Raw genomic sequence first — 19,424 nt, forward strand, 5'->3', positions numbered from 1 at the left:
ATTTCAGGGATAAATGCGGTGACATTGGAACGTGACAATTATGTATAATTAACTGAAAGAAAAATATAGAGTCTGAAATAAACAAAAAAGCTGATGTATATTAAGTGAGTATCAGAAAGCAATTTACAGGGGTCAACAATGGGCTGGAGGCATTTCAGAAAATTATATATATCCTTTTTATATTTATATATACATAATTATTTCAGGCATCTTATATATACTGTGAACACGATAAGAACCTCTTCAATTGCATTTTAACCTTTGATATGTACGCTATCCTGTAAAAGGAATATGTATAAATTGTTCTGTACTGGTAACATGCAATTTCCTTCCGAAGGGTAATATTTATGAAAAGTATTGTTCTGTTCCTGGCGCCAGTTTTCAGGCTTTTGCTTTTTTGTAAAAGTCCTGATGGGGCGGAGGCAGATTCCGGAAGAGTTGCATACCGAAGTCCGCAGGGTAGTTGCTAAAACCTTATTAGCTGCAGATCATTTCCTGCAAACCAGCTTAATCGTAAACCTTTAGCCTTCAAATCAACTTAATTACCCAGATAACGCGCGTTAAGAACTCAATTAACCTGAAAACAGGATATTTAAATCAATTTTATACCATAACACAGGTGTTTTCAAATGTCAGAAGACAGTGCCATAAGATCTTCTCTGGAAGATATTAAGTCCAGGGTAGAGTTTCAGCTTGAGAGCGGGGAGATCATTCCTGAGGACGTGAAATCTCTCTTAACCGAAATAGAGATCCTTAAGGTCCAGACCGAAAATATGAAGGCACGGCTTCTTGAAGCCAGTGTAGCCACAGGCAGGCACCTTCAGGAGATCAATAAATTAAAAGCTCATCTGGAACAGCTTACCGAACCTCCACTTTTCATTGCAACCATTCTTGAGGTAACCGGGGAAATTGCCCTTATCAGGCAGCATGGAAACAACCAGGAAGTCCTTACGCAGATACCTGAAGAATGCCTCGGAAAAATAGAGCCCGGAATGAGGGTTGCTGTAAACGGAGCTTACTCAATTATCTCCATAGTGAGCAGGGCTGCCGATGTGAGGGCTCAGGTTATGGAGCTTATCAATTCTCCTGGTGTGGACTACAGCATGATTGGCGGGCTGGAGGATGTACTTCAGGAAGTCCGTGAAAGTGTGGAACTCCCGCTTACCGAACCCGAGCTTTTTGAGAACCTGGGAATCGAACCTCCCTCCGGGGTTCTGCTCCACGGCGCCCCAGGCACGGGGAAGACCCTGATTGCAAAAGCTATAGCCTCTCAGGCAAAAGCCACCTTCATCCGGATGTCAGGTTCCGATCTCGTCCAGAAGTTCGTAGGGGAAGGCTCAAGGCTCGTCAAGGATATTTTCCAGCTTGCAAGGGACAAGTCCCCAAGCATCCTCTTTATAGACGAAATCGATGCTGTGGGCAGCATGAGGACCTATGATGGGACCAGCGGTTCGGCAGAGGTAAACAGGACAATGCTTCAGCTCCTTGCCGAGATGGATGGTTTTGATCCGAAAGGTAATGTAAAGGTGGTTGCAGCAACCAACCGTATTGACCTGCTTGACCCTGCCCTCCTCAGACCTGGCAGGTTTGATAGGTCCATTGAAATTCCACTCCCCGATGACAGAGGCAGGATTGAGATCCTGAAGATCCACACCCGTAAGATGAAACTTGCCGATGATGTGGACTTTGAGAAGCTTGCAAAGGTTATGTCAGGGAGAAGTGGGGCAGAGATTAGCGTAATTGTAAAAGAAGCCGGAATATTTGTATTGCGCAGACGTGGTCAGCAGATCGCTATGGCAGACTTCATGAAAGCTTATGACAAGGTTGTAAACGTGAAGGCCCCAACAATCCCTCAGGCCATGTTCGTGTAACCTGCTAGAAGAGCTTATTTAGAAAGTCCCTGCCTGGAGATGGCTGGATCAGAATATCTGAACCCGATTATTGGCCAGGTTGGGCTAAACTTTCCTTTTTTCTTTGCCGGGCAGGGGTCCATTCTTTGCCGGCAGTTCTTATCTATTTTTAAAAATCAGACGAAAGATTTATATTATATAGATCACTTGAATATGCTGCCTTAGAGGCGAAGCATAATTAACAGCATGCTCCGATAGTGTAGCTCGGCCAATCATTCAGGACTCTCACTCCTGCGACTGGGGTTCAAATCCCCATCGGAGCACTTTTCCTTTTTTACACCTTTTTTTACACTAATTAATTCTGATATTCTTCCATTTAAAACATCTTACGCCTTTTTTCTCATGATATAAATGCCTTCTATCCTGACATCCGGCTTTTTATTACTGTACCACTCTCTATGTTGCCTGTCCCAGAGCATCCCGGCTTTTTTAAGTAGCTCTTTTACAGGATATGTGTCCCCTTTAGCAATCCATTTATAATCCTCTTTTGCCGTTTCCTGTATTGTGGATTCTTCCTGTCTGTTTTTGTGAGTTTCCTGTTCACTTATTTTAACCACATCTTCTGATTTTGGAACCGATGGAAAACTGACATGCGGTTTAGTTATCGGGTCTCCAATTAATCCAAACAGATTTTCTTCAGGCCTTCTACTTCTTATATGAGCATCTACCTCAAAACCACTGTCTGACAATGAAATCATCCCCCTTTCACATCTTATATTTTTTTATCGATGTACCCATCTTATCTATTTTCATTTTAATGTATATCCTGTTTATGTTTCCGGGGTGAAAGTATTAATCTAAAAGCAATTAATTGCAGAAAAACAAACTAACTGGTAAATATGGACCCAAAAACTATCTACATCGAAAAAAAACTCCGGGGTTACCTCTTCGGTACAGCCTGTGCTGACGCTATCGGGCGCCCTATTGAACACCTTCCCCTTGAGAAGATCAAGGAGAAATACGGAGAAAATGGGATTCTTGAGTTGATCCCTGATGCTTTCTGGACCGATGATACCCAGTTGATGCTTGTACTTGCCAGAGGGCTCCTGCACGGGGCAAAACTTGAACTTCCTGGCCTTATGGATAAGATTGCAGAGGAACTTGTCCTGTGGCTGGATGAACCCGACCTTGGAGCAGGAGCAACAACAAAGGGTGCAGCCCTTAATCTCAAGGACGGGATTCCCTGGACCAAATCAGGAATAAACTCAAAAACGTGCGGTAGCCTCATGCGGGTTGGAATCCTGGGCTTCATTTTCCAAAATGATCCCGAAAAACTGATAAAAGCAGCCTCACTTTCCGGCAGAATTACCCACACCCATCCGGCGGCAGATGCCGCATCCGTTGCGGGTGCATATGCTGTAAAACTGGCTCTTGATGGGGTAGACCCCGAAGAAATGTTTTTACCTCTTCTCCGGGTAACGGAAGGAATTTCTGATGAATTTACGGAAGCCCTTAAAGGCTCTTATGAGCTTGCTCATAGTAATCTGAGTGATGAAGATGCCCTCCTGAAAATCGGGCAGGGCTGGTATGCGGATGAGACTTTCTCCCTTGCTTATTTCTGCATTCTTCGATATCCTGATAACTACAAGAAAGCAGTTCAAACTGCGGTGAATATAACCGGAGACTCGGATTCGGTGGGAAGTGTTGCAGGCGGCATCCTCGGGGCAAGGCTTGGGATCGAAGCAGTACCTATTTCCTGGGTTGAAGCTCTGAAGGAAAAAGAGAAATTGGAAGAAATGGTTGCGCCTTTGCTTGAGAAGTATTTTCAGGTTTCAGGGATGAAGTGAGATCTTAAGAAACAGAGGTCTTTGAAAATGGATTTCTTGAAAATGGATTTTTCCGAAAAAGGAGTTTACTGCCTGGTATTCGAAAACCGGGATTGTGTAATTGAAGTCGGGAAAAAAGGCTCGTTTTCGTTTTCTGAAGGCTTTCATATCTACACAGGCTCGGCACTCGGACCCGGGGGCATGAAGAGAGTAAAAAGGCATATCGACCTTTCTTCAAAGAGGGATAAAAATCCCAGATGGCATGTCGATTATCTCCACCTGAACTCTTCGTTCAGATTGGCATGGGCAGTTTGTGCCGCCACTTCTGCCCGGCTTGAGTGTGAACTTGCCCGCAGGCTTGGGGGAGATTCAGCTCCGGGATTTGGGTGTACGGATTGCGCCTGCGGTTCCCATCTGTTTTATAGGAAAGAGAACCCTCTTTCGGAGATCATGGGAGTTTTTGAAGCTCTTGGACTCCGGGTTGTTGTGCTTGATTGCTGAATTATTATTGAGTGCTGAATTATTATTGAGTGCTGAATTATTATTTTCTTTTAATCCTTCCCTTTCACATAAACAGGAAAACGTTTAAAGTAAGGCAGGATTTTATCTAAGTTACTAGAAAAACGGTTTTTATCTGATCAAGGGAGATTTCATGGAACCGTTCTCTTTTATCGCCTGCATGCCTGATAAGCCCGGAACACTGCACAGGGCAGCCGAGATTATCACGCGGTATGAAGGAAACATCAACCGGATCCAGTATGACCGGAGGATCGACAGGAACACCGTTTTTTTCGAGGTAACGGCTGCTTCACAGGCTTACCAAAAAATCCTTGAGGAGCTGGAAAGAATAGGTTACCTCCAGAACTCCCTGCAGCCTGTAGCTTTTCTTAAATTCAATGTCTATCTCCCTAACTGCCCCGGAGCTTTATTCGATATCCTTGACCACACCACTTCTTCGGGGGCAAATATTACTTTCCTTGATTTTGATGATAGGGGGCAGCACCCTGAAAGGCTAGTTGTGAGCCTGAACATTGAAAATGCTGACCTTATAGATGCTCTCCTGAACCAGCTCAAATCAAAGTACAGGCTTGAGATTGTTGAATATGACACAACAGGAGAAAAGCTCGATGATACGGTTTTTTACCTGAGGCTTGCCCAGAAACTGAGGAACTATCTCGGAAACGCAGAAGATGCCTTTTTAATGAAATTTTTGCACGACATCAACCATATCGCCCAGGAACTCTCAAACCTGCGGAAAGACCCTGTTGAGGTCTTTGAGAACATCCTCAAAGTCGGGGAAACCCTTAGCCGGACTTCAGGAGAAGGCTTTTATGCCGACGTGCAGAGGGTCAGTGTAAAGGCTGGCATTGAACTTTTCTGCTTCCAGCTTCCCTGTGGAGGAAATATCTATCTTTTCGATACTCCTGACGAAAGGGTCATGATTGATACGGGCTACGGGATATACCAGCCGGATGTCGTGAATATGCTCCAGCACTACGGGCTTGGAGACCTGAGCCTGCTTAAAAGAATCTATATTACTCATGCAGATGCTGACCACTGCGGGGCTGCAGGCTATTTTTCCGCTCCCTCTTACCTCAATCACGAAACCCTGAAAATTACGCGGGAAACCAGCAGGGCTTATGGGTCCAGTAATCAGGGTTGTATTCTGGAAGAGGTTTATACAAAAATGATTAACCTCTTTTCAAGGTTCACCCCTCCTTCAAATGTGATCCTTTTCCCTGAGATCCCGGTTCAGGCTGAAGAAGTCGAGAAAAGGGGAGCTTTTCCGCTTATTGCTCGCTTCAGGATAGGAGGCCTAGAGTTTGAAGCCCTTCAGGGCCTTGGAGGGCACATGCATGGGGAAATCTTCTACCTGTGCCCTGAAGAAGGGCTCGTCTTCCCTCAGGATTCAGTAATCAATTTCAGGAGCTTGAGCCCGGAGAGGGCTGAATACAATTTCCTGGCTGATTATCTCATGACATCGGTAAATGTAGACAGCAACCTTGCAAGAGAGGAACGAAATGCCCTCATGTCCCTGATACTGGAACTTGATAACAAACTCTCAAAGAAAGGCAAGAAATGCTTAATCTGTTGCGGGCACGGTTCGGTATCTGTACTCGAAGGCGGAAAGCTTGTCAAACATTCCATTTCTGAGAGATTCCTTGCAAGAAAAAACTTGTAAGATAAAATCGGAATATGTAAAATACAGGTTCTATAAAATTAATAAATAGTTTGAAATCCGAAAATAAACTAATTGATTAAAGATAATCCGAAAATAATCTAATTGATTAAAGATAATCCGAAAATAAACTAATTGATTAAAGATAATCTGAAAATAAACTAATTGATTAAAGATAATCTGAAAATAAACTAATTGATTAAAGATAATCCGAAAATAAACTAATTGATTAAAGATAATCGGTTTTAGCCCTGGTATTCGGCAACGCTAAGAAGTGATCCTGCTTGTCAATGTTTTCTCAATTTGACTATTATGTTCTGATGCTTCTGAATTCTTTTTCCTTTCTAGACTCCTTTATGCTATTTGTAAGCCTTCAATTCGATTATTTTCTTTTTCTGATTCTTGCTGCTCTCTATTATTACAGGGGCAGGCAGGAAACAATACTTTTCCTTGCCTTACTCGTCTCATCCTGGGCTTTAGCCCTGGCGTTAAAGCCTGTTTTTGAAGTCCCAAGGCCTGACACCGTCCGCTTTGTGACCTGCACCACAGGATACTCGATGCCGAGCGGGCATTCTCTTATGTCCTTTGCTCTGGCTACTTTTTTGCATCCGAGAGCAGGGAAGTACAAACTTTTAGTCTGGGCTTTTGCTATTACCGTGAGTTTGAGCCGGATATTTATAGGAGTCCACTACCCTTCGGATGTGATCGTAGGCGCACTTATAGGTTGCATAGTCGGATTTTTCTGGCTTTATATTGAAAAGATGCTGATAAAGTCCGGACTTTTCGGAGGCGCTTTAGAATCCATGAGGGATAGGGAAGAAGAGGTTTTTGATCCTCCTCAGCAGCCTTGATATTTTTGGAGGGCCCTACAAATGTTCCGCCAGGGTCTAGTAACTTGAAATCAGGCTCATAAAAGGATTAAAACGAAAATAACAGAATTAAATCGGAAAAACAGAATTAAATCGGAAAAACAGAATTAAATCTGAATTAACCAGATTATATAAAAATTAAAGGCCTTACATGTCACCAGAAATATTTTGTCTTCTACATAAAAGGTAGGTAAGAAAAGTTTGAGCTCAACATTCTGTAAAATTAAATGCGAGGGGTGCGATTCGAACGCACGAATTCCTACGAAAATGGGTCCTAAGCCCATCGCCTTTGACCTGGCTGGGCAACCCTCGCACTGATGTTGTCTTTGCTTAGTGGCAAAATAAGATAAGAGATAATTTAAAACTATTCAAAAAGGATTAAATGCGCCGACCGGGATTCGAACCCGGGTTTTGGGCTTGGAAGGCCCAAGTCATAGCCACTAGACCATCAACGCAAACTGCAACACATCTAGAGGTATTTGTTAAATATAACGTTTTCGCTTGACATTCCATCTTTTTTCATACATTCCTGCTTTATTGTGGCATATCTCCCCTTTCCTTTCCCATAATTTCTCTTATTTTTATGAAATCTTCAACCTCCTCCCGGTAGGTGGACATTAGGGGGTAGAATATATTTTATGATGCCGTTTTTGAATATTTAATAAATATGTCTTAGATCTAAAGCTGGTTAACATGTGGTTCAATTCCCATTTAATCTAAAACAACTACACATTTTTGCAATAATGTTTAGTATGGAAAGATAAGTTTCTACTATTGTATACCATACAAACAAGTCAACTACCCCACGCTCAAGCAGTGGGGCTTGCAAAAGCCCTGGTTGACCAGCCTAAGTCTTAATTGACTACGTTGGAAATGTCATGATACCTGCGAATGCTTCCTAAGTTTGTAGCTCTATCGTGTAGCATTAAAAGTCCTGAGAGGTAGGGGCGGTGTGCTACACCTGACAAGCATATCCAACATTGGCGAGGGGAGACGGTTTTCCAAAACCGTGTTACCTGCTACGGAAATTCGTTTCCAAAGCAGAGTGGAAAAATCCAAACGTGGAACGGAATGCCGGAAAGTTGACGGCATTCCTCCCTGCGCTAAATCAACAGGGCTTCCCGCCTGTTACATGTGAACTTATAAGGGCATATTTTCTCCAAAATGCCGTCAGTAAAAATTCTCCCTCTTTAATATCGATCTGCCGAATCCAGGTTCAGGATTAACTCTTAATATTTTCTTTTTTAATAATCGGGTGGTCCTTGAGTGCTTGGTTGAGATGGTTAATATTATTCAGAATATCTGAACATTGTCTTCTGGATTTCTCCCCTGCGCCATGCAGGGTTGTGACTGTCCGCTTGCCCCCTGCAAGAAAAAACTCCTGATTATGTTTGACCCAGGAACTGTCTTTTAAATTTAAATGTTATAATGTGTTCTCGTTATCCCGTCTGGGAACCTCTCCCTACGAAAAACGAAGGCCGAATGCCCGTTACTTTAGTGGCGGGGTGAATGTCGTCAACTTCCGGTACATTTACCATTTTTCGATAACTGTTGGCTTAATATAAGTTCAAAACCTATATATACTTGATAAATATGAGAAAAGGAAGTTTATATAGGATTTATCCTGAACAGGGCCAAAAGCAAGTGCTTGAACAGCATTTTGGCAGTGTCCGCTTTCTCTATAATAAACTTCTTCATGTTAAATCTGTTTTATATAGTCAGTGTGGATGTAGTATCCCAAGATCAGAACTTGATAAGCATATTCTTGTCTTAAAAGATATTTATCCGTGGTTGAAGAATGTTAATTCTCAATCTTTGCAACAGGTAAACAAAAACTTAGATAATGCTTATCAACGTTTTTTTAAAGGATTGGGGGATTATCCAGCTGAAAAATTAAAGAAAAAACAACATTTCTCTTTCCAGGTTCCTCAACATTATAAAATTAACTTAACTACGTCTGAGATATTTCTACCTATTATTGGCTGGATTAAAATCAATATACATAGACCCCTTTTTGAACCTGAATTATTTGAAACTCATCTCAAAACAACTACCATCAATAACGAAATCATAGTTGAAAAGGATCTTAATTCAGAATTCTTAAGAACTGCTACCGTTTCCAGAACATCAGCCGGAAGATACCACATTAGCATCTTAACCGAGGATCTGAATAAATATCCGGTAACTCAACAATATTCCGAATCAACTATGGTAGGTGTTGATGTTGGAATCAAGACATTTGCAGCCTTATCTACAGGGGAGAAAATTGAGAACCCCAAGTTTCTTAAAAAATCTATAACGAAACTTAAAATGCTACAAAAAAGAGTCCGTAGAAAGGTTAAAGGTTCTCAAAACCGGAAGAAAGCTGTTAAGAAACTTGCAAAACAACATCAATTAGTTTCAAATCAGAGAAATAATTTTCAGCACAAAGTTTCATTGTCACTAATACGCGAAAACCAAGCAGTTGCAATTGAAACTTTAAATATAAAAGGTATGATTAAAAATCACAAATTAGCTCAAGCTGTGGCTGATTCTGCATGGAGCAGTTTTGTAACAAAGTTGGAGTATAAGGCTCAATGGTTTGGCAAGACAATTTTGAAGATTGGAATGTTTGAACCATCTTCTAAAAATTGTCATGTTTGCGGATACCATAATTCTGAATTAACTTTAAAGGATAGAGAATGGCTTTGTCCTTCTTGTAATACAAACCATGACAGAGATATTAATGCAGCCATCAACATTAAACAATTTGCAATTAATAATCTAATCACCTCTGGAACAGAGGGTAGAGCCTGCGGAGTTATTCTCAAAAGAGAGAGCTGTGAAGCAGGATGCCCGTCATTTCAATGATGGGTAGTTCACTGAATTGCTTCTGTTAGAGTTTAGAGTCTTCAAATTCAGATTAATAATAGTAAATCGTGTGAAAGTGCCAGTCACATTCCCGATCATTATCTTTTTTAGTTTTATATTCGCAGTTTTATTTTATTGTTAACCCCATTTGCCTGCAAGATGGATTTTTAACATGAATCATTTTAAGCAAATCTGTCCAAATATATATCTAACCACATAATATTTTTATCCTTGTTAGAAGTGGGCTTTCTGGCTAAATTCAGCTCTGTTTGCTACTTTTTGAAAGAAAAACACTTTATTCCTGCGTATCAGCTTTGCAAAAATTCTGGTTTACATATCTACAGGGCATAATCTAATACTATGACAAGAATATAACAATGTTGAGATTAAAATCACTATTATTATTTTTAATGTGGGGATTAAACTTTAATTTTTCCTGTTTTACTCCCAGAAATCTTATTTCTCTGATAAGGAATATATACTCTTATATAGAGCTAGACCTAAATTCTCAAAACCAGCTTTCTTCTCTTACACTGCCCTGGCTTCAAAACCGGGCTGAAGAAGCTAATAGTGTAAAGGCGTCAATAACCCCTTACTAAAGCGGGAGGCTTGTTTCGGCAAGTCTTGATTGACCAGCCTAAGTCTTAATTGACTCTATTGGATATGTTATGATACATCTGGATGCTTCCTTAGCCCACTTCCCTATCGTGTAGCATCAAAAGTCCTGAGAAGTAGAGGCGGTGTGTTACACACGGCAGGCATGTCCAACATTGGCGAGAGGAGGCGGTTTTCCAATACCGTGTTATCGGCTAAAGAAATTCGTTTCCAAAGCAGAGTGGAGAAATCCAATAAAGTGAACGTACTGCCTGAACGTGGAAGTAATGCCTGAAAGTGGAAAAATCCAACAAAGCCAACAAAGTGGAAGTAATGCCTGAAAATGGAAGTAATGCCTGAAAGTTGAAGGTATTCCTCCAGTCACTGAATTAACGGGCATCCTACCTTAGAGATCGTGATACAAATGGAACCCTTCATTCTGGCGTTTGCTATCAGCTGGGCACTCATATTTGTCTACCTCCTTTCATTACTTAAGACGTATGCAGAGTTCAACAAAAGGTTAATGTAATGATCGAGCTATACGGGGTTTTAAGATGAATAAAAAAAAGAAAACATTGCTTGCAGTTGCGTTTATTGCTGGTGTGTTTATCATAGGTTTATATGGGATTGACTCTTCAGACGGATACCTTGCGGTATCTGAGCTTCTCTCTGACCCTCCGGGCTATGCCGGGCAGAATATAAATGCCATGGGGATTGTAGAGGTTGGAAGCCTTGAAAAGTCTCCTGGTATGACATCATTTGAACTGAATGATGAAAATGATGAAAATCTTAAGATACATGTGAATTATGTAGGAAACCTTCCTTCTAATCTTGCCGAAGGAAAACAGGTGACCATCAGCGGAACAATGGTTTCCGAATCTACGTTTGAGGCAAATAAGATAGTTACCGGATGTCCGTCAAAGTATACGGAGTAATATTGGTCAACTACCCTGAACTAAAATTCAGATAAGTATTACCCTACGTATGTAGGTGGAGGGTGATTTATTCGCCCTCATTAAATTAATACAAAACTAATTCAATAGAGCAGGATGTGGAAGTTGACGCATTCCTCTCCTGAGCTAAACTCAGGGGTTTCCTGCTGAGGGCTTTATGAATATTGAAGAATGGGAAGAATACGGATATGTAGAAGCCGGGATAGAGGACTCGATTTCCCGAATAGAGGAATCCGGCTTAAAAAAAATGGTTGAACATGTCTGTCATTCAGGGGGAAAACGAATTCGGCCAATTATCCTGCTTCTGGTCAGCGAGATTTGTTCAGGCTCATATTCCCGGAGCCTTAATGCAGCCCTTGCTGTTGAAATGATGCACTCGGCTTCCTTAATTCATGATGACCTGCTGGATCAGGGGCTTATCCGGAGGAACCTTCCTTCTGCTCCTGAAAAATTCGGACCTTCCAGAGCACTGCTCTGTGGGGATTATCTTATCGCAAAATCAATTGCGTTCATTTCTCCTTATGGGGAAAAGGTAATTCGAGATTTCGGAAAGGCAGGAATGGATATGGCGGAAGGAGAAGTCCTTGACCTGAGGCTTGATGACGATAACTTCGGAGAAAGCGACTATTTTAAGTGTATCTATAAGAAGACAGCTTCTCTATTCGCAATCAGTGCATCCATTGGTGCTTATGCCGGAGGAGCAGACGAGACTCTTGCGGAGCGTTTTAGCTTCTTTGGGAATTCCCTGGGAACCGCATACCAGATTGTTGATGACATCCTTGAATTTCTGGAAGTTGTTGAGGGCAAGGAATCTAAATTTACGTCTGAAACCCTGCCGCACATTTACATGAGGGACATGTCAAAGGAAGACGCATTAGAAAAGTCCATAGATTCTGTAAAGCTGCATGTTAGTGCCGCAAAGGAAACCCTTAGAACATTCCGAGAGTGTCCAGCAAGGGATAAGCTTTTCCAGATAACTGATTATATAACTATAGACATGCTTGAAAATGTCTGATTTAGCTCCACTCTTCCTGAAAAATGAACTTACTTTGTCGAATTTCTGTGTCTAGAATACCAAAAATGATGTCATTTAGTTTCTTACTTTAACCCTAAAAGTTTTCAGTTTTTGACACTAACTTTATCAGGTGTATCCATGCGAGTATATGATAGTCCGGTGATTAAGGTAAATGCCAGTACAGAAAATGAAAAGCTGGTGCTCGATGCAGAAGGCCCTCTTTCCCAGCTTGCAAAACCCTTTCTGAAACGTATAAACAACATCTTTGCGGAAGAAAAACCCATCTCAATAAACGAAGACGAGATTATTTTTTCGACCTGGGTTCCTCCTATCCCGGGTCCCGTTTTCAGCCGGGTTATAAGTGCTGAGATTGCAGCCATAATGAAGAAACGTGTTCCGGATCAATTTTCAATAGGGATTACCGCCCGCTGTCCAAATCGATGTATTCACTGCGGAGCAGCCGACATAAAACCTGAAAGGGAAATGACCCTTGATGAGATCTGTTCCGCTGTGGATCAGAGCCTTGAACTTGGAGCATACCTGGTTTCCTTTGACGGCGGAGAGACGATGCTCAGGGATGATCTCGTTGAGATGGTAGCCAGAGTAGACAAGACCAAGGCAATCGCCACATGTTTTACTTCAGGCTTCAAACTGTCTGAAGAAAGGGCAAAGGCACTTAAAGCTGCAGGACTTTACGCCTCAAGGATCAGCTTTGACAGCCCGTTTGAAGCTGAGCACGACCGCTTCAGGGGACGGAGCGGTGCATACCGGGATGCAATTGATGGAGTAAAAAACGCGAGTGCTGCTGGAATCCTTACTGATATGTTTGTGGTTGTTTCCCCGCATAATATTGACGATCTTGAGGAGTTCTATTCCCTTGCAGCCGATCTGGAAGTGAAGGAGATGTCAATCTATGAAATAATTGCAGTAGGGCGCTGGCTTGAACATGAGGATGAGGTAATAAGCGAAAAGGATGTATCAAGGCTTCAGACTTTCCAAAAAGCCATGAACAGCAAACCCGAAGGGCCGAGGGTAACAGCTTTTCCCTACTTTATGGGCCCTGAGCTTTTCGGGTGCTTTGCTGGCAGGCGCTGGATGCACGTCGCTTCGGACGGAGAGGTCATGCCCTGTGCATATACCCCACTATCTTTTGGCAATATAGGTGAAGAGCCTCTGGAAACGATCTGGAAACGCATGGGGAAGCATAATGCCTACAAGAAGGATGACGCAGCCTATTGCATGATGCGAAACCCTGACTTCCGGAAGGAGTATATACACACTATCCCGAAAGGGGCCAGAATTCCTTACAGGCTTAAATAATTCCCTTTTAATGTTTTTTAAAAGGAACTTTTAGTATCCTCTTCAAATTGTATGGGAAAACGTATATTTCACACATGCGCTAAAATATTAACAAGTTTCCCAAGTTTGGAATACACACTCATGTGGCATAGTTAACTTCCAAACTGTATGATAAAATTGTTTCTTATTTTTCTAGTTGGAAAATTCTCCCTAGAATTTTAAGAGGATACAAATTTTACTTATTTTGGTTTTTCATTTTTTCATGGTTCCTTCTGTTCATGATTTTTTTGTCTTTTCTTTTCCTTCTGCCCTGTTTCTCTTGTATTATTTTTTCCTGTTTTTAAACTCTAATCCGAGATTTTTACGATAATTATTTTTTTGTTTTCTTTCTAAATTTTTAATGGATTGTAGGAGCTTTATTTTGAATTTTCTTCTGAAATCAAAGCCTTTTAACCCTCGAATTTCCAGGAATAACTTTCATTTGGGAATTGTGCAGCATATTCTTAATTCGAATACCTATTTAAAAACGGGGTTAAGTTTGTCTAAAATAAACTCTACACTTCTGAGAAAACAGGTTTATATCTCCTTATTATTCATCATTTTTTTTTAAGACTGTTCCATTCTTTCCTCTTAATAAATTCATTTTTTTCTTTTTAAAATCGCTGTGATTTTTGTATCTCTAAAAGACGATGTTGTGTCTGTTTTAAGGTTGAATCTTCCTGTGCAATTTATATTACAAAGTCTTAAATCAAAGCTGAAGATTCACATTTATTTTAAAATGATTTTTAAATCATCTATTAATATATTAATTCGAAAAAGTTCTTTTCATGGCGTTGCTATTCTTTTAATGCAGGCAAGATTTAACATTTTTTTGCCTATCAATTATATTCGACTGTTTATATTTAATTATTTTTTACTGTTCTATTTAATCTTTTGGATTTAAACCACATATTTTGCTATTTATATTTCTAAATTTCTTAAAAATTTCCTGTGAATTCGATATATAATGAATATTCATTATAATTACTCTATCCCTCTCCGATAAAACCGAAGCTGTTATATAGTTCTTCCGCGAAGGATTTGTTAACTACCTCCATTGGAGTAGGGATTTTTAATTATTAATTTATATATTAAATTTTTAGAGACGGAGATTCACATGGCTAAAAATGAAATCTTATCCGAACTAAAAAAAGCGGAAGAGAGCGCTAAATCAATGGTTGACGATGCCATTGATTCCAAAAACAAGCGCATCTCCGATGCTCGGGCCGAAGCCAGGGAAATCCTGAGGCAGGCCGATATCAATGCACATAAAGCTGCACAAGACTCTTTTAAAGTAGGTGAAGAAAAGATCCTGGAGGAAAGAGATAAGATCGTCAACGATGGTGAAAAAAACGCATTAGCCATGTCCCAAAAAGCTCAAGCTAACATCGACAAATCCGTCAAGTACCTTGTACAGGAGTTTGAGAGGGCGGTCCTTAATGAGTAGACCTAAAGAGATGACAAAGGCCGTTATTGTCGGGCATAAAAGCATTCTAAAAGACACCATCGATTCATTGCATGATACAAATCTCTTTCATATTGAAGATTTTGTCGAGGACGAGTCTGGTTTTAAGATCAGCAAGCCATTTAATAACGCAGAAGAAGTCTCGAAAAAGCTTGTGAAGATCCGTTCCATCTCCAATTTTTTGGGGATTGTAAAAAAAGAACCGGTAGTTCAGAATACTGACTCTGTTCTACGCGACCTTGATTCGAAGCTGAATGAGCTGGACAGGACAATTGCAACTAAAACAGAATCAATTGCCCAACTTGATAATGAGTTGAAAGACCTGGATTCCCAGAAGAAGGAAATCCTGCCTTATCTGTCCATCAATCTCGACTTTGATGATTACCGTGGCTACGAGAACCTTAAGGTTTTCGCGGGTACTGTAAAAGGAAGCCTGGATGGAAGTCAGATTTCAAGCATCACCAAAGCTTACGAGCTGTACTCTGACCCTCAATCAAAAGCGGTTGTACTGTTTGTAGCCAAAAAAGATGCCGACAAAGTCAGCGAATTACTTCAAGATCTTGGATTCAGAGACCTCAGAGTTCCGGAAAGAGGTGGTGTCCCAAGCGAGCTGTTAAGATTTATCGAACAGAAAGAAGCCGAAGTCACCAAGAAGACCGAGTCCTTAAGGGCTGATATCGAATCCTTGAAAGTCAAGTATACCGATTTCATCCTTTCCAGCGACGAGGTCTTGAGCATCGAGAGTCAGAAGGCAGAATTGCCTCTAAGGATCGCTACATCTGCAAATGCATTCATAATCGAAGGCTGGACTCCCACCGAGGATTATGACAAAGTTGTCAGTGCAGTCAACAGTGCCACTAATGGCAAGGCATACGTCACAAGCCTCGAAATTGATGAAGAGGATGAGGAGCATGTCCCTGTTGAGTACAACAACTCAAAAATTGCAGCGCCGATGCAGGAGATCATGGACCTGTACTCCAGGCCCAAGTATACTGAACTCGATCCATCCTCAGTGATCTTATTCACTTTCCCACTGATGTATGGGCTGATTCTCGGAGACATCGGATATGCACTGATTCTGGGAGTACTTGCACTGGCTGTCAAAAAAGCAGTAAAATCAGATGCAGTGAAGCCTCTCATGAATATTCTGATATATTGTCAGATATCAACATTTATATTCGGAATTATTTATGGCGAGTTTTTAGGATTCTCATTAGCGAGTCTTCATACTGCACATGGTGTAGTTCCAGGCCTGATTCCGGGCTGGGAAACTATTGTTCTGTTTGGAGGGCTCTCAGGCGAGGAATTTACGTTCCCGATCCATAGAACTCACATGATAATGACGATGATTGGTGTAACTGTCATCATAGGACTGCTTCAATTAAATCTCGGGTTTTTGCTTGGATTTTCAAATATTGCCAGGCACCATGGATTTATGCACGGGCTTCTTGAAAAAGGCAGTTGGATCATTATAGAGGTCGGTGTACTTATAGCAGCTATCGGAGTACTCGGCGGTAATTCCATTCTAACATACGTTGGAGCTGCTGTCTTTGTAATCGCCGTTTTGATGCTTCTCAAAGGAGAAGGAATTCAGGGCGTTGTTGAGTTGCCATCGCTGATGGGTAACGCGCTTTCTTATTCCCGTATCATAGCGGTAGGGTTGTCTTCGATATACATCGCATCAACAGTCAATGATATTGCATTTAAAATGATCTGGGCTGATCATTCTCAGATTGGTTTCTTAGCAATAGCTGCAATAATCGTGTTTATACTCGGACACTCTCTAAATACCGTTCTGAGTATTATCGCTCCCGGACTGCATGCACTCAGGTTGCAGTACGTAGAATTCTTCGGAAAATTCTACTCGGGCGGGGGCAAAAAATACAACCCATTTGGATACATCAGAAAATACACGGAGGAATAAAAACATGGTAGGAGAAGAATTAGTTAGTGGACCTTTCCTGGACGCAGACGGAATGAAAGCACTTGGTGCAGCACTCGCAATCACAGTAACTGGGCTTGCATCTGCATGGGCTGAAAAGGAAATCGGCACCGCAGCAATTGGCGCTATGGCAGAAAACGAAGGGTTATTCGGTAAGGGTCTGATCCTTACTGTCATTCCTGAAACCATCGTTATCTTCGGTCTTGTCGCTTCATTGCTTATCAATTCTGCTTAATTTAAGAGCGTATTTCGCTCTTAAATTTCTTAGAGCATTACTCTGAGCTTCTCTGGGTGTTTGTTTCTTACCAGGCGGAGTTGGAGTGTTATATGCTCTAAGTTTCCCTTAGGTATCGTTGCACTCTAAGCAGCTTAGAGTTTCTGCTCTAAGCTTTAGAGCACTTTTTTGCTCTATATTTATTTGGAGGTGTAAGCATGGGACTAGAGATCGTTATAAAAGACATCCAGGAGGGTGCAAGAGCCGAGGTTTCCCGTCTAAAAACCGAAGCCGATGCGAAGGCATCCGAGATCACAAATGAGGCTAAAGAAGTGCAGAAGAAGGTGCTCGGGGACAACCTTGCCAAGGTGGAAGAGGACCTCCAAAAACTGCACCAACAGGTTATCTCAAGTGCAAACCTGGAAGTAAAAAGAATTACGCTTAACAAGCGCAAAGAACTTCTAGATAAAGTTTATAGCCAGACAGTTGAAAGCATCAAGTCAATGCCGGCGTCCAAAAAAGAAGAGCTATTGAAGCATATTATCAACAAGTATGAGACTAGCGGTGCTAGATTTTATTCTTCTAAGGCTTCAGAAGAGACTGCCAGGAAATTAACCTCATTGACTTATGCGGGTAATATAGACTGTATCGGCGGTATTGTTATTGAAAACGAAGACAGGACAATCAGGTTAGATTTCACATATGATTCAATCCTGAAAAACGTGTATGAGCGTTCATTGAAGCAGATATCTGATACTTTATACGGGTGATGTTCGATGCGGCTTTTGGAGAGACTCTGGGGAACAAATCCCTACCGAAAATCCGATAAGAAGAAAAAAGGCACTTCTAATTATGCTTATGCCGTAACCCGTGTCCGTGCGATGAAGAGTAAGCTGCTTCCTAAAGAAACGTATCCACGGCTTCTCAATATGGGGATTGATGAAATCACCCGCTTTATCCAGGAATCTGAATACAAAAACGACGTTGACGAACTGGCAATGAAATACAGCGGTGGCGACCTGGCAGAACATGCATTAAACAGGAATCTTGCGCTCACCTATGATAAGTTGCTCAGGATCACCTCAGGAGAATTGAACTACCTGATCGTTGCATATCTCAAAAGGTATGACATCTGGAATATAAAAACGCTTCTTCGCGGTATTCTTTATAATGCACCAGTTGAGGATATCCTCGAGTCTCTTATTTCTGCCGGGGAATTTACCTATACTTTCCTGTCAGAACTTGCAGCCAAGGCCACATATCAGGAAGTCATTGATGCCCTAAAAGAGACCGACTACTATCCCCTACTGCAGGAGTTTGACGGGACTAACCTGGCATATATCGAAAACGAGCTTGATAAGGCTTATTACTCAAGCCTGTTTGCTGTAATCGGAAAGCCAAGATCCAAGGACCGTAAGCTCTTTGTCAGATTCATCAAACTCGAAGTCGATGTCAAGAACCTGGGTACCCTTTTCAGGCTGAAAAGAGCAGGAGTCGAGGAGTCTGATGAGATCATGCCCCTCATAATCGAAGGTGGCATGGAGCTGAAGTCCGAGAAACTGGCACCGCTTCCTTATGAACAGTTTATCGATGCACTTCGAAAAACTCATTACTGGGATGCAATTTCAAGTGTCGCGGAGCTGGAGACAGCTTCTTTGACTATTGTTGAAAGCAGGCTCACAAGGCACTCTCTTGAATCTGCAACCACTTATTCGCATGTATCTCCGATCTCAATTGTACCTATTATGGACTATATTATCCATAAAAGTAATGAGGTCAAAAACCTCCGGATTATTTTCAGAGGCAAGGAGGCTGGCCTCGATGATACACTAATTAAAGACCAGTTGGTGGTTATCTAATGGAATTGGCAGTGATCGGAAAGAGCGGGTTTGTCACGGGGTTCAGGCTGGCTGGTATCAGAAAAGTGTATGAAGTCGTTGATATCCCAACCACCGAGTCCGCGGTAAAATCGGTGCTTGAAGATAAGAGTATCGGGATTCTTGTAATGCATAATGATGACATTGGTAATCTGCCTGAGGTATTAAGGAAAAACTTGAATGAGTCTGTCCAGCCCACAGTAGTAGCTCTGGGAGGCAGCGGGGCAGGCTCAACGAGTTTAAGAGATAAAATAAAACAAGCGGTAGGTGTTGATTTGTGGAAGTAAAAAGTGAAATTTATCGTGTGGCTGGGCCTGTCGTCACTGCTATCGGCTTGCAGGCAAAAATGTATGACCTGGTCAAAGTCGGTAATGAAGGGTTGATGGGTGAAGTCATCCAGATAGTAAAGGACAAGACCATCATCCAGGTATACGAAGAAACGGGAGGTGTCA

At 41.6% G+C, this 19,424-nt stretch carries 17 protein-coding genes, 3 tRNA genes and 1 pseudogene; 18 read left to right on the forward strand and 3 right to left on the reverse strand.

Annotated elements, in window-relative coordinates; translation table 11 throughout:
• Positions 1-629 precede the first annotated feature (629 nt).
• Together PHF18_RS12640 and PHF18_RS12645 are read left to right on the forward strand one after the other, a co-directional pair.
• A complete protein-coding gene (locus tag PHF18_RS12640; protein ID WP_300103400.1) occupies positions 630-1,871 on the forward strand; it encodes a proteasome-activating nucleotidase in 1,242 nt (413 codons plus the stop codon).
• 227 nt (positions 1,872-2,098) lie between these two features.
• A tRNA-Glu gene (locus PHF18_RS12645) sits at positions 2,099-2,173 on the forward strand.
• Between the two features lie 63 nt (positions 2,174-2,236).
• On the opposite strand, the gene PHF18_RS12650 is transcribed toward PHF18_RS12645, so the two are convergent.
• Positions 2,237-2,608 (reverse strand): hypothetical protein, encoded by a 372-nt coding sequence (locus PHF18_RS12650; RefSeq protein WP_300103402.1) that lies wholly within the window; start codon positions 2,606-2,608, stop codon positions 2,237-2,239.
• Positions 2,609-2,749: 141 nt separating this feature from the next.
• Between PHF18_RS12650 and PHF18_RS12655 the strand changes: the two genes are divergently transcribed.
• The 4 genes from PHF18_RS12655 to PHF18_RS12670 all read left to right on the forward strand — a co-directional run bounded on the left by PHF18_RS12655 (position 2,750) and on the right by PHF18_RS12670 (position 6,706).
• Entirely contained in the window at positions 2,750-3,697 is a 948-nt protein-coding gene (locus tag PHF18_RS12655; RefSeq protein ID WP_300103404.1) for an ADP-ribosylglycohydrolase family protein, read from the forward strand.
• A gap of 27 nt (positions 3,698-3,724) precedes the next feature.
• A complete protein-coding gene (locus PHF18_RS12660; protein WP_300103406.1) occupies positions 3,725-4,177 on the forward strand; it encodes a DUF123 domain-containing protein in 453 nt (150 codons plus the stop codon).
• Between the two features lie 151 nt (positions 4,178-4,328).
• A complete protein-coding gene (locus PHF18_RS12665; RefSeq protein ID WP_300103407.1) occupies positions 4,329-5,858 on the forward strand; it encodes an MBL fold metallo-hydrolase in 1,530 nt (509 codons plus the stop codon).
• Positions 5,859-6,211: 353 nt separating this feature from the next.
• Positions 6,212-6,706: a phosphatase PAP2 family protein gene (locus tag PHF18_RS12670; protein WP_300103408.1), complete on the forward strand. Its 495-nt coding sequence runs from the start codon at positions 6,212-6,214 to the stop codon at positions 6,704-6,706.
• 246 nt (positions 6,707-6,952) lie between these two features.
• Here PHF18_RS12670 and PHF18_RS12675 read toward each other — a convergent pair.
• Positions 6,953-7,037, reverse strand: a tRNA-Leu gene (locus tag PHF18_RS12675).
• A 70-nt stretch (positions 7,038-7,107) separates the two neighbouring features.
• Positions 7,108-7,179, reverse strand: a tRNA-Gly gene (locus PHF18_RS12680).
• 1,138 nt (positions 7,180-8,317) lie between these two features.
• Between PHF18_RS12680 and PHF18_RS12685 the strand changes: the two genes are divergently transcribed.
• The 12 genes and pseudogenes from PHF18_RS12685 to PHF18_RS12735 all read left to right on the forward strand — a co-directional run.
• Positions 8,318-9,574 carry an RNA-guided endonuclease TnpB family protein gene (locus PHF18_RS12685; protein ID WP_300103429.1) on the forward strand — a complete coding sequence of 419 codons (1,257 nt, stop codon included), beginning with the start codon at positions 8,318-8,320 and terminating at the stop codon, positions 9,572-9,574.
• 1,018 nt (positions 9,575-10,592) lie between these two features.
• Positions 10,593-10,697: a CcmD family protein gene (locus PHF18_RS18100; RefSeq protein ID WP_367279199.1), complete on the forward strand. Its 105-nt coding sequence runs from the start codon at positions 10,593-10,595 to the stop codon at positions 10,695-10,697.
• A 25-nt stretch (positions 10,698-10,722) separates the two neighbouring features.
• On the forward strand, positions 10,723-11,103 hold the full coding sequence (locus PHF18_RS12690) for a cytochrome c maturation protein CcmE (protein WP_300103409.1): 381 nt from the start codon (positions 10,723-10,725) through the stop codon (positions 11,101-11,103).
• A gap of 175 nt (positions 11,104-11,278) precedes the next feature.
• Positions 11,279-12,136 carry a geranylfarnesyl diphosphate synthase gene (locus PHF18_RS12695; protein WP_300103411.1) on the forward strand — a complete coding sequence of 286 codons (858 nt, stop codon included), beginning with the start codon at positions 11,279-11,281 and terminating at the stop codon, positions 12,134-12,136.
• A 138-nt stretch (positions 12,137-12,274) separates the two neighbouring features.
• Positions 12,275-13,456: a radical SAM protein gene (locus tag PHF18_RS12700; protein WP_300103413.1), complete on the forward strand. Its 1,182-nt coding sequence runs from the start codon at positions 12,275-12,277 to the stop codon at positions 13,454-13,456.
• Between the two features lie 1,135 nt (positions 13,457-14,591).
• The gene (gene ahaH, locus PHF18_RS12705; RefSeq protein WP_300103415.1) at positions 14,592-14,921 is read left to right on the forward strand and encodes an ATP synthase archaeal subunit H; all 330 of its coding nucleotides are present in this window, start codon (positions 14,592-14,594) and stop codon (positions 14,919-14,921) included.
• Entirely contained in the window at positions 14,914-16,863 is a 1,950-nt protein-coding gene (locus PHF18_RS12710; protein ID WP_300103417.1) for a V-type ATP synthase subunit I, read from the forward strand. The genes ahaH and PHF18_RS12710 overlap by 8 nt, the downstream gene beginning before the upstream one ends.
• A 4-nt stretch (positions 16,864-16,867) precedes the next feature.
• Positions 16,868-17,116, forward strand: a complete 249-nt coding sequence (locus tag PHF18_RS12715) for a V-type ATP synthase subunit K (protein ID WP_300103419.1) — start codon at positions 16,868-16,870, stop codon at positions 17,114-17,116.
• A 197-nt stretch (positions 17,117-17,313) separates the two neighbouring features.
• A complete protein-coding gene (locus tag PHF18_RS12720; protein WP_300103421.1) occupies positions 17,314-17,865 on the forward strand; it encodes a V-type ATP synthase subunit E in 552 nt (183 codons plus the stop codon).
• Between the two features lie 6 nt (positions 17,866-17,871).
• A complete protein-coding gene (locus tag PHF18_RS12725; RefSeq protein WP_300103423.1) occupies positions 17,872-18,954 on the forward strand; it encodes a V-type ATP synthase subunit C in 1,083 nt (360 codons plus the stop codon).
• Entirely contained in the window at positions 18,954-19,259 is a 306-nt protein-coding gene (locus PHF18_RS12730; RefSeq protein WP_300103425.1) for a V-type ATP synthase subunit F, read from the forward strand. The genes PHF18_RS12725 and PHF18_RS12730 overlap by 1 nt, the downstream gene beginning before the upstream one ends.
• Positions 19,250-19,424: pseudogene (locus tag PHF18_RS12735) on the forward strand (V-type ATP synthase subunit A); the annotation flags it as partial. The gene PHF18_RS12730 and the pseudogene PHF18_RS12735, both read left to right, overlap by 10 nt.

The sequence above is a fragment of the Methanosarcina sp. genome (assembly GCF_028693135.1).
Taxonomy (GTDB): domain Archaea; phylum Halobacteriota; class Methanosarcinia; order Methanosarcinales; family Methanosarcinaceae; genus Methanosarcina.

Coding starts and splice junctions, on each gene's coding strand:
- PHF18_RS12640 (WP_300103400.1), top strand. CDS start 630: ATGTCAGAAGACAGTGCCATAAGATCTTCTCTGGAAGATATTAAGTCC.
- PHF18_RS12650 (WP_300103402.1), bottom strand. CDS start 2,608: ATGATTTCATTGTCAGACAGTGGTTTTGAGGTAGATGCTCATATAAGA.
- PHF18_RS12655 (WP_300103404.1), top strand. CDS start 2,750: ATGGACCCAAAAACTATCTACATCGAAAAAAAACTCCGGGGTTACCTC.
- PHF18_RS12660 (WP_300103406.1), top strand. CDS start 3,725: ATGGATTTCTTGAAAATGGATTTTTCCGAAAAAGGAGTTTACTGCCTG.
- PHF18_RS12665 (WP_300103407.1), top strand. CDS start 4,329: ATGGAACCGTTCTCTTTTATCGCCTGCATGCCTGATAAGCCCGGAACA.
- PHF18_RS12670 (WP_300103408.1), top strand. CDS start 6,212: ATGCTATTTGTAAGCCTTCAATTCGATTATTTTCTTTTTCTGATTCTT.
- PHF18_RS12685 (WP_300103429.1), top strand. CDS start 8,318: ATGAGAAAAGGAAGTTTATATAGGATTTATCCTGAACAGGGCCAAAAG.
- PHF18_RS18100 (WP_367279199.1), top strand. CDS start 10,593: ATGGAACCCTTCATTCTGGCGTTTGCTATCAGCTGGGCACTCATATTT.
- PHF18_RS12690 (WP_300103409.1), top strand. CDS start 10,723: ATGAATAAAAAAAAGAAAACATTGCTTGCAGTTGCGTTTATTGCTGGT.
- PHF18_RS12695 (WP_300103411.1), top strand. CDS start 11,279: ATGAATATTGAAGAATGGGAAGAATACGGATATGTAGAAGCCGGGATA.
- PHF18_RS12700 (WP_300103413.1), top strand. CDS start 12,275: ATGCGAGTATATGATAGTCCGGTGATTAAGGTAAATGCCAGTACAGAA.
- ahaH (WP_300103415.1), top strand. CDS start 14,592: ATGGCTAAAAATGAAATCTTATCCGAACTAAAAAAAGCGGAAGAGAGC.
- PHF18_RS12710 (WP_300103417.1), top strand. CDS start 14,914: ATGAGTAGACCTAAAGAGATGACAAAGGCCGTTATTGTCGGGCATAAA.
- PHF18_RS12715 (WP_300103419.1), top strand. CDS start 16,868: ATGGTAGGAGAAGAATTAGTTAGTGGACCTTTCCTGGACGCAGACGGA.
- PHF18_RS12720 (WP_300103421.1), top strand. CDS start 17,314: ATGGGACTAGAGATCGTTATAAAAGACATCCAGGAGGGTGCAAGAGCC.
- PHF18_RS12725 (WP_300103423.1), top strand. CDS start 17,872: ATGCGGCTTTTGGAGAGACTCTGGGGAACAAATCCCTACCGAAAATCC.
- PHF18_RS12730 (WP_300103425.1), top strand. CDS start 18,954: ATGGAATTGGCAGTGATCGGAAAGAGCGGGTTTGTCACGGGGTTCAGG.